Source organism: Oceanibacterium hippocampi (assembly GCF_900172325.1).
Classification (GTDB): Bacteria; Pseudomonadota; Alphaproteobacteria; order Sneathiellales; family Sneathiellaceae; genus Oceanibacterium; species Oceanibacterium hippocampi.
This window is the reverse complement of the sequence record NZ_FWFR01000001.1, coordinates 1-12,197: the sequence shown is the minus strand read 5'-3', so window position 1 is coordinate 12,197 and position 12,197 is coordinate 1. Positions and strand designations below refer to the sequence as shown.

The window sequence follows — 12,197 nt, the reverse complement described above, 5'->3', positions numbered from 1 at the left end:
GCCGTATCGGAGTTGAACTTCGACGGCGGACCGGATCCCGACATGGAAGGCCCGCATTTTGACGGGGTCGGCGCACAGCTGCGCGCCGTGCGCGAGCGCGAGGGGATATCGCTTGCCGATGTCGCCCAGCGGCTGCGGATCCGCATCTCGCAACTCGAGGCCCTCGAGGAGGGGCGTTACGACGCCCTGCCTGGACGGATCTACGTCATCGGCTTCCTGCGTGCCTATGCCCGCTTCCTTGATCTCGACGCCGAGCAGGTCGTTGCCTTCTTCAAGCAGGAAACCGGCGGCGAGGGCACGGCGCCAAGCCTGAATTTCCCGGAACCGAGCTCGGACAACTGGAGTCCGGCCGGCTGGCTCGTCCGGATATCCCTGGTCGCCGCGATCGCCGTGTTCGGTGGCTGGTACATGCTCAGCCAGAACAATGTCGCGCTGCTGCCATCGGTCGACGACGTGCCGGGACACCTGGCACGGATCGCCGAGAACCCGCCGGCAGAAGAATCGACCCCAAGCGATGCCGTTGCCGAGCCGCGTCCCGCACCATCATCCACCGCGACCACGGACACGGCCGCCACGGACGAGGCGGGGACAACGGGGAGGGACATGGCGGCGACCGCGCAGAAGCTCCCGCCGAACGGGCGCTCGAATACCGTTTCGCCGGCGATGGCGGCGATTCCGGAAGCGCCGCTGACGCGCGGCGAAACGCCCGTCGAGCGGGCGGAGGCGCCGGATCCGTCGCGCGCGCTGGCCGCGCTGGCCCCACCCTCGACCACACTGCCGTCAACACCGCCCGCCGCTCCGTCCGAACCCGCATCGACGGCGTCCTCGGCGGGGGATGCGGACGACGAGGTGGCACCGCCGCCGAGCGTGATCGAGGGGAGCGACGCGGACAGCCTGCCGCAGGCTGAAGAGACAGAGGAACTGGTCCCGCCGCCGCCGGTCGTTGCCGCCAATGGCGCCGGTGGTGCGGAACGCACGTTGCCCGGGACCTACGGCGACGCCCATGCGGATGTGCGCGTGGTGCTGCGCGCCCGGCAGACGATCTGGGTGAAGATCCAGGGTGCCAATGCCGAGGAGGTCGTCGACCGGCTGCTCAAGGCCGGTGAAAGCTATCTGGTGCCGAACCGTGACGATCTGTCGCTGATGGCAAGCAATGCCGGGGCGCTCGAAGTGCGCGTCGACGGCAGGGTGCTGCCGCCGCTGGGGCCTGCGGGCGGTACGCTTCGCAACGTGCCCCTGGCGGCGTCGGCGCTGCTTGCGCGGTATCCCGCCGACAGCTGATCTCGACTGGGAACGGCCCTTGATCTGGCCTCGTTCGGCGGTCATGTTACCGCCGGTAAGCGCGCCGTCGGTCGCCTGGCGGCGTTCCTCTTGAAGCAGGTTTCTCCCGATGACCATTCGCAGCTATCGACAGATCGTGCGCCGCAAGAGCCGCATGATCCATGTCGGTAACGTTCCGGTGGGCGGCGACGCGCCGATCACCGTGCAGTCGATGACCAACACGGTCACCGCGGATGCGACCGCCACCATCGACCAGATTCGCCGGCTCGAAGCGGCGGGCGCCGACATCGTCCGCGTTTCATGCCCCGATCAGGAATCGACCGCGGCTTTGAAGCAGATCGTTTCCGCGGCCCGGGTGCCGATCGTCGCCGATATCCATTTTCACTATCGCCGCGCCATCGAGGCGGCCGAGGCGGGTGCCGCCTGTCTCCGCATCAATCCGGGCAATATCGGCTCGGCACAGCGGGTTCGCGAGGTCGTCCAGGCGGCGAAGGATCACGGTTGCTCGATGCGGATCGGGGTAAATGCAGGCAGCCTCGAGCGCGAATTGCTGGAACGCTATGGCGAACCCTGCCCGGAGGCGATGGTCGAAAGCGCGCTCAATCACGCACGCATCCTCGAGGACAACGACTTCCGCGAGTTCAAGATCAGCGTCAAGGCGTCCGATGTCTTTCTTGCCGTCGCCGCCTACCAGGGGCTGGCGGAGGCCTGCGACTACCCGCTCCATCTCGGGATAACCGAGGCGGGCGGACTTCGCGCCGGGACCATCAAGTCCTCGATCGGCATGGGCATGCTCTTGTGGTCGGGGATCGGCGACACGATCCGCGTCTCGCTGTCGGCCGAGCCGGAAGAAGAGGTCACGGCCGGCTACGAGATCCTGAAGAGCCTCGGACTCCGCCGGCGCGGGGTTACGGTGATCTCCTGTCCGTCCTGTGCGCGCCAGGCTTTCCCGGTCATCCGCACGGTCGAGACCCTGGAAGAGCGTCTCTCGCACATCTCCACGCCGCTCACCCTGTCGATCATCGGCTGCGTGGTGAACGGCCCCGGCGAGGCGCGCGAGACCGATATCGGCCTGACCGGCGGCGGCAAGGGAACGCACCAGGTTTACCTGAACGGCGTCACCGATCATCGGATCGGCGATGAGGAGCTTGTTGACCATATCGTCGCTTTGGTCGAAAAGAAGGCCGCCGAAATAGAAGCCCAAGCGGCCGAGGCCGAAGGCGCGGAACTGGCAGACGACCATCGGGCCGCCTGAACAGCGTCCGTCGAGCCTGCGGCTGCCGGTCGCGCCGGCGCCCTGACGGAGAAGAACGTTGCCCGCACCGCAGCCCGTACGCGGCACCCACGACCTGTTGCCCGACGATCACCGACGGCATCGCCACGTGGTCGATACCGCGCGCGCCATCGCCGAGCGCTACGGGCACGAGGAGGTCGCGACGCCGATCTTCGAGTTCACCGAGATCTTCGCCCGGTCGATGGGCGAGACCTCGGACGTCGTCTCCAAGGAAATGTACAGTTTCGAGGATCGCGGCGGCGAGGGGCTGACGCTGCGCCCGGAATATACCGCCGGAATCTGCCGGGCCTTCATCTCGAACGGGCTGATGCAGAATGTCCCGTTCCGGGTCTTCGCCCACGGTCCGATGTTCCGTTACGAGCGACCGCAGAAAGGCCGCCAGCGGCAGTTCCACCAGATCGATGTGGAAATCATCGGCGCCGCCGAGCCGCAGGCCGATATCGAGGTCGTGGCGCTCGGCTGGGATATCCTGCGCGCCCTCGATGTCGCCGACAAATGCGTGCTGCAGCTCAATACCCTGGGCGACCGGGAAAGCCGGACCGCCTACCGGGCGGCGCTGGTCACCTATTTCTCGGCCCGCAAGGGCGAGCTTTCCGAGGACAGCCTTGCCCGGCTCGAGCGCAACCCGCTGCGGATTCTCGATTCGAAGGATCGTGGCGACCGGGTCGTGGTCGAGGAAGCGCCGCGCTTCGCCGATTATCTGAACGACCATTCGCGGGATTTCTTTGCCGAGGTCCGGCGCGGCCTTGATGCGCTCGGCATTCCCTTTGCGCATAACGAGCGGCTGGTTCGCGGTCTCGATTATTATACCCACACCGCCTTCGAGTTCGTGACCGATGCGCTCGGCGCGCAGGGCGCGGTGATCGCCGGTGGCCGTTACGACGGCCTGATCGAGACCCTCGGCGGACCGTCCACGCCAGGTATCGGTTGGGCCGGCGGTATCGAGCGGCTGGCGATGCTCGCCGACGGAGCTCCGTCCCGACGGCGCCCGGTGGCGTTGATCCCGATCGGCGAGGCGGCCGAGGCCGAAACCCTCCGGCTTGCCCATGCGCTCCGCGACGGCGGCGAAGTCGTCGAGCTTGCCTTCAAGGGCAATCTCGGGCGGCGGATGAAACGGGCCAACAAGGTCAACGCGCGGGCCGCGGTGATCGTCGGCGATGACGAACTAGCCGCCGGGGCCGCGACCCTTCGCGACCTCGATTCCGGCGAACAGCGGCAGGTGCCGCTCGGCGAACTGGCTGCCGCGCTGAGGGCGTCCGCCTGAGATGATCGCCGACGACACAATCCAGCGCATCGCCGCGCGCTTTCGCGAACTCGAGGCCAGCATGGCCGGCGAACTCGGCGAGCTGGACGGCGAGGCCTTCGTCCGGATCTCCCGCGAATATGCCGAATTGCGACCGGTCATGGAGGCGGTCGAGAGCTATCGCGCGGCCCGTCGGGAACTGGCGGACCTCGAGGAAATGGCCGCGGATCCCGACAGCGACGCCGATATGCGGGCGCTTGCCGCAGCGGAGATCGAGACCCTGCGGGACCGCCTGCCGGGCCTCGAGATGGAGTTGCAGCTTCGCCTGCTGCCGAAGGATGCGGCCGACGAGAAGAACGCGATTCTGGAGGTCCGGGCCGGCACCGGTGGCGACGAGGCCGCCCTGTTCGCCGCCGATCTCGTGCAGATGTATCAGCGCTATGCCGATCTCCATGGCTGGCGGGTCGAGACGCTTTCCTACTCGGAAACCGATATCGGCGGATGCAAGGAAGGGATCTTCTCGATTGCGGGCACGAGCGTATTCGCGCGGCTGAAATACGAAAGCGGCGTGCATCGGGTGCAGCGCGTCCCGGCGACGGAATCCGGCGGCCGCATTCACACCTCCGCCGCCACCGTCGCCGTGCTGCCGGAAGCCGAGGAGGTCGACATCGCGATCGACGAGAAGGATCTCCGGATCGATGTCTTCCGCGCTTCCGGACCCGGAGGCCAGTCGGTCAACACAACCGACTCGGCGGTCCGCATCACCCATCTGCCGACCGGGATTGTCGTCCAGCAGCAGGACGAGAAGTCGCAGCACAAGAACCGGGCGAAGGCGCTGAAGGTTCTGCGCGCCAGGCTTTACGAGCAGGAACGGGCAAACGCGGACCGGGAGCGGGCGGCTGCCCGCAAGAGCCAGGTCGGATCCGGCGACCGATCCGAGCGGGTTCGCACCTACAACTTTCCGCAGGGCCGGGTCACCGATCATCGCATCAACCTGACCCTCTACAAGCTCGACCGGGTGATCGCCGGCGAGGCGCTCGACGAGGTGATCGACGCCCTGACTGCTGCCGACCAGGCCGAGCAGCTCGCGGAAATGCGCGACGACCCGCGCCATTGATCAGCCTGCGCGATGCCCTGACCGCCGCCGCCGGACGGCTTGCCGGGGCCGGCATAGAAGGTGCCCGTGCCGAGGCCCGGCTGCTGCTCTGCCATGTCATGGTCGATCCGGGGGACATCCTGCGCGCGCCCGAACGTCCACTGTCAGCGGATGAAGCGGCGGCATTCGAGACCCTGGTCGCGCGGCGCGCGGCGCGGGAGCCTGCCTCCCACCTGCTCGGCCGTCGCGAGTTCTGGAGCCTTGAGTTCCGCGTCGGTCCGGCCGTTCTCGATCCGCGCCCGGACAGCGAGGCGCTGATCGAGGCGGTCCTGGCGGCCCGGCCGGACCGGACGAAGGATTGGCGGATCGCCGATCTCGGTTCCGGCTCCGGCTGCCTGCTGCTCACCCTTCTTCGGGAATATCCGCGGGCAACCGGCATCGGCGTCGATCGCAGTCGCGCCGCCGCCTCGGTCGCGGTCGCCAATGCCCGGGATCTCGGTCTTGCGGATCGTGCGCGGATGGCCGTCGGCGACTGGTGGGGACCGCTTGGCGGGCGCTTCGATATCGTCGTCTCCAATCCGCCCTACATTGCCAGCGCGGAGATCGAGGATCTTGAGCCGGAAATCCGCCTGCACGAGCCGTCCGTCGCGCTCGATGGCGGCCCGGACGGCCTGGACTGTTACCGCGCGATCCTGCCGGCGACGCCGGATCACCTGGCGCCGGGCGGCCTGCTGGCGCTCGAGATCGGGGCCGGACAGGGGGAGGTCGTCACCCGCATCGCCGCCGCCGCCGGGCTGCGTGCCGCCGGGGTGCGCGCGGATCTGGCCGGGCGCCAGCGTTGCCTGCTTTTCGAGGTCGACCCCAGTGGCGGCTGACGAAAAAAAGATTGGAATAATCGGTCGCGGCAGACTAGGGTTTCCTTGTGAGCGCGAGCTGCGGGGCAGCCCGGACGAACGGGTGGCGCGCTCGATCAAGCGAAATACGTTGATCCAGGTCCGCAAAGTGTCCCCGCGACACTCAGCCGTTTCCGACCGGCGCGGTTTGCGTCCGGTGAAATTGGCCAGCAACTTGCGGGCGTCCTGACCGAACAATTTGAACCAGCTGAAGACAGTGGGTCCATAGCGGAATGAGAGTAACAAACAATCGGCGTGCGCGCGGCGGTCGGCCAAGCGGCAACGGGGGTCGTCGCCCGGGTGGTCAGAACCGTGCGTTCGACAGCAACGGGCCTGACGTCAAGATCCGCGGCACGGCTGCGCAGATCTACGAGAAATACTGCTCGCTCGCCCGCGATGCCACGACCAGTGGCGACAGGGTCGGGGCGGAGAATTACTTCCAGCACGCCGAGCATTATTACCGGATCATGAGCGCGCAAGCCGGCGGCCAGCAGGCCCCCCAGGCGCGTCACAACGACAATTCCGACGATCAGGACGACGACAGCGACGAGCAGTCCTCGGCCAACAACCAGCAGGGCGACCGGGGTCAGCAGAACGATCGCGGCCAGCAGAACCGGCAGCAGAATTCCCAGCCGCTACAGTCGCAGCCGCAACAGCCCCAGCCCCAGGCTGCCGAAGCGGCCCCCCAGCAACAGTCCAAGGCACCGCCGCAAGATGGGCCTTCGCAGCCGCAGGGCGGCACGCCGGACGAGCCGGCGCCGGCCCCCCGTCCGCGCCGCCGGACCCGGCGTCCTCGCGCGGAGACCCAGTCCGATCAGGCGGCACCGGCCGCGACGCCCGGCGAAACGGCCGACGCCGACTAGTTCAGGGCCCGGCGCCGGCCTCCCCGGTCGGCGTCAGGTCAGTGGCTGGATCGTATCGCCGCGGCTGATCCGGCCGGCCGCGATGACATGGGCGTAAACGCCGCAATCGACATGGCCGTAGCCGCCTCTGAGCGCCCGCAGAAGCTGCAGATCGCGCGCCGCGGTTGTCGGGTTCACCTCGGTGGCAGCACAGCGGGTGATGCGCGCGAAGATCCGGAGCGTCGCGTCGCCGATCCGGACCTCGCGGTCGATCCAGTCGAACTCGCACCACGGCGCCTCGCCTGAAAAGTGGATGTTGCCGCGAAAGCGCAGCGGGTCGACCGTCGTCTTCGCGACCCGCTGGATATCGCCGACGGTCCTCAGGTTGATGAGCGACACAACCGGTTCGCCCATGTCGTCGAAGCGATGGCCCTCGGCGCTGACAATCTTCGGTGCGCCGCGCGCCTCCTCGCCCAGGTAGGCGGCAAAAAACTGCTCGACCAGGCTGCGCCCGAGCGGAGTAGACAGCACGCCCCGACTGACCGGCCTGCCGTCGCGTTCGATGACCAGTTCACCGCTCTCCGGATCGAGCCGGGTTTTCAGCGCCGCCAGCCGCTCGTTCCGCATCAGCATCAGAAACCGGGTTTTCGGCAACGGCTCCGGCGCCTCCGGATCGAATTCCGTCGTGCCGTGGGCGATCGCGTAGCGCCGATCGCCGGGAATGCCGTCCCCCGGCGCCACGCTCACCTGCTCCAGCGCCTCGGCGCTGAGCCCCTTGACCGGATAGCGATACAAGTCCTCGATCTTGTTCATGGGGCGGGATTGTCGCGGTTGCCGCGGGCGAATGCAATTGCCTCCCGCGCGGGGAAGCGGAACCTTGCGGGCATCCGCTTCGGTTCCAATATATCGAATGTCCCAATGATATTGTCGACCGACGGGCTCCGGCCGATTGCCCACGTACGGAATCGCAGCCGGAGTGCCAGTCCTGGGGGTCGGTCTTCTATGTGTCGGAGACGAGCATGGACTTCGAGAAATTTACCGAGCGTTCGCGCGGTTTCGTTCAGTCGGCGCAGGCGCTGGCATTGCGTGAAGGGCATCAGCGTTTCACGCCGGAACATATCCTCAAGGTCATCCTGGACGACGAGGAAGGCCTCGCGGCCAACCTGATCAAGGCAGCGGGCGGGCGTCCCGACAGTGCGCTGGATGCGACCGAGGCTGCGCTTGCCAAGCTTCCCAAGGTCGAAGGCGCCGGTGCCGGGCAGCTATATCTGGCGCCCGAGACGGCGCGCCTCTTCGAATCGGCCACCGAAATCGCGAAGAAGGCGGGTGACAGCTTCGTTACCGCCGAGCGGATTCTGCTGGCGCTGACCCTGGCCAAGGGCACCGCCGCGGCCGAGATCCTGAAGAATGCCGGGGTTACGGCGGTGAAGCTCAATGCGGCGATCAACGATATCCGCAAGGGTCGTACCGCCGACACCGCATCGGCCGAACAGGGCTACGACGCGCTGAAGAAATACTCCCGCGATCTGACCGCGGCGGCGCGCGAAGGCAAGCTCGACCCGGTCATCGGCCGTGACGAGGAAATCCGCCGCACCGTGCAGGTCCTGTCGCGGCGGACCAAGAACAACCCGGTGCTGATCGGCGAACCCGGCGTCGGCAAGACGGCAATCGTCGAGGGCCTGGCGCTGCGGATCGTCAACGGCGACGTGCCGGAAAGCCTGCGCGACAAGCGGCTGCTCTCGCTCGACCTCGGACAGCTGGTTGCCGGCGCGAAGTACCGCGGCGAGTTCGAGGAACGGCTGAAGGCGGTCTTGCAGGAGATCTCCGCCGCCGCCGGCGAGGTCATCCTGTTCATCGACGAGCTGCATACCCTGATCGGGGCCGGCAAGGCGGAAGGCTCGATGGATGCCTCCAACATGCTGAAGCCGGCGCTGGCGCGCGGCGAACTGCATTGCGTCGGCGCCACGACCCTCGACGAATACCGCAAGCATATCGAGAAGGATGCCGCCCTCGCGCGCCGCTTCCAGTCGGTCTTCGTTGCCGAACCGACGGTCGAGGACACGATTTCGATCCTGCGCGGCCTGAAGGAGAAATACGAACTTCATCACGGGGTCCGCATCATGGACGCGGCGCTGGTTGCCGCGGCGACGCTCTCCAATCGCTATATCACCGACCGCTTTCTGCCCGACAAGGCGATCGACCTGGTGGACGAGGCGACGAGCAAGCTTCGCATCGAAGTCGATTCGAAGCCGGAAGCGCTTGACGAGCTCGACCGCCGCGTCATCCAGCTGAAGATCGAGCGCGAGGCACTGAAGAAGGAGGACGACAAGGCATCCCGCGAGCGGCTCGCCAGGCTCGAGGTCGAACTTGCCGATCTCGAGCAGAGCTCGGCCAAGATGACCGCACGCTGGCAGCAGGAGAAGGAAAAGCTCTCCGGCGCCCAGAAGCTCAAGGAAGAGCTCGATCACGCGCGCAGCGAGCTCGAGGACGTGCAGCGTCGCGGCGATCTTGCCCGCGCCGGCGAACTCGCCTACGGCGTGATCCCGAATCTCGAGCGCAAGCTGGCCGAATCCGAAGGCGAGGACGGCGGCGACATGCTTCGCGAAGCGGTTACCGCCGAGGACATCGCCAGCGTGGTTTCACGCTGGACCGGCATTCCGGTCGACCGGATGCTGTCTGGTGAACGCGAGAAGCTGCTGCAGATGGAGGAGCGGCTCGGTCGCCGGGTAATCGGTCAGGAGGAGGCGATCGTCGCCGTTTCCAATGCCGTCCGCCGCGCCCGCGCCGGCCTGCAGGATCCGAACCGGCCGATCGGCTCGTTCCTGTTTCTCGGCCCGACCGGCGTCGGCAAGACCGAACTCTGCAAGGCGCTTGCCGGCTTCCTGTTCGACGACGATCAAGCGATGGTGCGGGTCGACATGTCGGAATTCATGGAGAAGCATTCGGTCTCGCGGCTGCTCGGGGCGCCTCCCGGCTATGTCGGCTACGAGGAGGGCGGCGTGCTGACCGAGGCCGTCCGGCGCCGGCCATACCAGGTCCTGCTCTTCGACGAAATCGAGAAGGCCCATCCGGACGTCTTCAACGTGCTGCTCCAGGTGCTCGACGACGGCCGTCTGACCGATGGCCAGGGCCGCACCGTCGATTTTCGCAACACGCTGATCATCCTGACATCGAATCTGGGCTCGGACCTGCTCGCCAACCTGCCGGAAGGCGAGGAAAGCGAGGCGGTGCGCGGCGGCGTCATGGAGGTGGTCAGGCGGGCCTTCCGGCCGGAGTTCCTCAACCGGCTCGACGAGATCCTGCTGTTCCATAAGCTGACCCGGGCCAACATGACCGGAATAGTCGAGATTCAGGTCGAGCGGCTGAAGGCGTTGCTCGCCGATCGCAAGATCACGCTCGAGCTCGATCAATCGGCCGCGGTCTGGCTGGCCGATGCCGGATATGACCCGGCATACGGCGCCCGTCCGCTGAAGCGGGTGATCCAGCGCGAATTGCAGAACCCGCTCGCCGAGATGATCCTGCGTGGCTCGATCGTGGATGGCGAAACGGTGCAGGTGAGCGCCGGTGGCGGCGGGCTGCTGATCAACGGCATCGAGGCAAGCCGCGCCGCCTGAGCGGATCGACCGGGCTTGCTGAAAAGCGAAACGGCGCCATGTGGCGCCGTTTCTGCGTTTCGGGACGGTGCTCGCCGACGTTCAGTCGGCGCTGGCCTGCCGGTTGACCACCGGGGCCGCGGCGAAGCGCGTTTCCAGCGAATCGCGTTCCTTGGCGAAGCGGGCGAGCATGGAACCGCTGAGCTTGCGACCGGTCGGCAGCTTGATGGCCAGCGGGTTGACCTGATGATCGCCCTTCAGGACCTCGTAGTGGAGATGCGGACCGGTCGAGCGGCCGGTGGTGCCGACATAGCCGATGATCTGGCCCTGGCGGACCCGCGTGCCGGCGCGGACGCCCTTGCCGAAACGGCGCATGTGGGCATAGGCGGTCTTGTAGGTGCCGTTGTGGCGAATCCGCACGTAGTTGCCGTAGCCGCCGTGACGGCCGGCGAATTCGACGACGCCATCGCCGGCGGCCATGATCGGCGTTCCCGACGGCGCGGCGAAATCGACGCCCCGGTGCATCTTCGTGTAGCCGAGGATCGGATGACGGCGCTTGCCGAAGCCGGACGACAGGCGGGCGCCGTCGATCGGGGTCCGCATCAGGGTCTTCTTCACGCTCTGCCCGGTCGCGGTGAAATAGTCGGTAACGCCGTCGTCGTCGGGGGTGAAGCGATAGAAGGTCAGCTGCTCGCCCGAGAGGGTCATCCCGGCGAGCAGGATGTTGCCGTACTTGACGGTCTCGCCGGCGTCATTCCGGAAGCTCTCGTAATAGACGCTGAAGCGGTCGCCCGGCTGCACCTCGCGCTGGAAGTCGACGTCGAAGGAGAAGATCCGGATCATCTCGATCACGATCTCTGGCGGCAGGCCGGCATCGCGGGCGGCGAGGAACAGCGAACTGTTGATGACGCCATCGCTGCGGACCAGGCTGCGCTCGAGTTCCAGATGATTCTCTTCCGGCGTGAAGGCGTCGTCCCGGCGGGTTGCCGAGACTTCGTGCTCGACACTGTCCATGAGCGACACGCGGCTGAGCCGCAGTTCGCCTTCCGCGCCCTCGCCGAGCGGCGAGAACTCGAGGCGAATCTCCTGGCCGATGCGCAGGCGGCGCGGGTCGAAGACCTCGGAGAGCGCGGTGATTGCCTGATGGGCATCGCGGCTGTCTGTTCCGGCCCGGGCGAGAAGCTTGGCGAGCGTGTCGCCCTTGGCCACTGCCACCGCCTTGACGAGGGCGCTGTCGGGATCGGCCTCGACCTCCTCCGGATCCTGCGCCGGGCCGTCGCCCGGAAGGACAGGTCCGAGGATGTCATCGTCGTTGCCGGCCTTGCCGGTTGGCGCCAGTGCCACCTCGATCGGCGACTCGAGTGGTGCCGCCTCGGCCGTCAGGAAACGGTTGGCCCGGCTCTCAAGAACGGGTGGCGTCGGTTCCAGGCGCTCGTCATAGCCGCTCGCGCGCGGCATGTCGAAAGTCCCGCCATCGGTCAGCGCGAGGCCGGCGAGGGCCAGGACAGCGCCACAGATCACGCCGCTCAGGGCGACCGTGGCCGGGCTGATGATTCCCCGACGCTCGGCGCCCTTGAATCGGCTCGTACGCTTTTTCGTCACGCGGTGCTTCTTGCTTGTCGGTTGCGTCGGAGGGTGGCGTTGGAGGGCCAGTCTGGCAGAAACTTGTTAACCATGGATTGACCGCGCTGAACGATGCGGCCACACCCTCCTCTTGTCAAGAATTTTGCCGGAAATACAAGGTATTTGGCCGCCTCGGGCCGTGACATTTTTCGGGCGCCGGGGGGGATGGGCAAATGCGTCTTGTCAAATGTGACAGGGATGTTTCGAAAGCCTGTTGACAGGGTTTGGCAGGGTTCGTATAAGCCGGGCCTCGCAGCGACGCGGTGGTCTTTCGGGGCTGGCGGGTTGCGGCGAGGCGGGGCCGCTGAGGCGGTTCTGGAGAGGCGCTCTTT

9 protein-coding genes are annotated in these 12,197 nt (G+C 67.0%); 7 read left to right on the top strand and 2 right to left on the bottom strand.

Annotation, left to right across the window (positions count from 1 at the left end):
- The first annotated feature begins 42 nt into the window (after positions 1–42).
- From OCH7691_RS00045 to OCH7691_RS00020, 6 genes are all read left to right on the top strand, one after another.
- Positions 43–1,281: a helix-turn-helix domain-containing protein gene (locus tag OCH7691_RS00045; protein WP_176244865.1), complete on the top strand. Its 1,239-nt coding sequence runs from the start codon at positions 43–45 to the stop codon at positions 1,279–1,281.
- Positions 1,282–1,390: 109 nt separating this feature from the next.
- A complete protein-coding gene (gene ispG / locus OCH7691_RS00040; RefSeq protein ID WP_085881394.1) occupies positions 1,391–2,536 on the top strand; it encodes a flavodoxin-dependent (E)-4-hydroxy-3-methylbut-2-enyl-diphosphate synthase in 1,146 nt (381 codons plus the stop codon).
- Between the two features lie 58 nt (positions 2,537–2,594).
- Positions 2,595–3,839 (top strand): histidine--tRNA ligase, encoded by a 1,245-nt coding sequence (gene hisS / locus OCH7691_RS00035; RefSeq protein ID WP_085881393.1) that lies wholly within the window; start codon positions 2,595–2,597, stop codon positions 3,837–3,839.
- 1 nt (position 3,840) lies between these two features.
- Positions 3,841–4,935: a peptide chain release factor 1 gene (gene prfA / locus OCH7691_RS00030; protein WP_085881392.1), complete on the top strand. Its 1,095-nt coding sequence runs from the start codon at positions 3,841–3,843 to the stop codon at positions 4,933–4,935.
- Complete coding sequence (prmC, locus tag OCH7691_RS00025) at positions 4,932–5,789, top strand: peptide chain release factor N(5)-glutamine methyltransferase (RefSeq protein ID WP_085881391.1); 858 nt, start codon at positions 4,932–4,934, stop codon at positions 5,787–5,789. The genes prfA and prmC overlap by 4 nt, the downstream gene beginning before the upstream one ends.
- A 251-nt stretch (positions 5,790–6,040) precedes the next feature.
- Entirely contained in the window at positions 6,041–6,670 is a 630-nt protein-coding gene (locus OCH7691_RS00020; protein ID WP_085881390.1) for a DUF4167 domain-containing protein, read from the top strand.
- 33 nt (positions 6,671–6,703) lie between these two features.
- Here the strand turns inward: OCH7691_RS00020 and OCH7691_RS00015 are convergent, their stop codons facing one another.
- Positions 6,704–7,462 carry an MOSC domain-containing protein gene (locus tag OCH7691_RS00015; RefSeq protein ID WP_085881389.1) on the bottom strand — a complete coding sequence of 253 codons (759 nt, stop codon included), beginning with the start codon at positions 7,460–7,462 and terminating at the stop codon, positions 6,704–6,706.
- Between the two features lie 206 nt (positions 7,463–7,668).
- Between OCH7691_RS00015 and clpB the strand changes: the two genes are divergently transcribed.
- On the top strand, positions 7,669–10,263 hold the full coding sequence (gene clpB, locus OCH7691_RS00010; RefSeq protein WP_085881388.1) for an ATP-dependent chaperone ClpB: 2,595 nt from the start codon (positions 7,669–7,671) through the stop codon (positions 10,261–10,263).
- An 81-nt stretch (positions 10,264–10,344) separates the two neighbouring features.
- On the opposite strand, the gene OCH7691_RS00005 is transcribed toward clpB, so the two are convergent.
- Positions 10,345–11,844: a M23 family metallopeptidase gene (locus tag OCH7691_RS00005; protein WP_085881387.1), complete on the bottom strand. Its 1,500-nt coding sequence runs from the start codon at positions 11,842–11,844 to the stop codon at positions 10,345–10,347.
- Positions 11,845–12,197 lie beyond the last annotated feature (353 nt).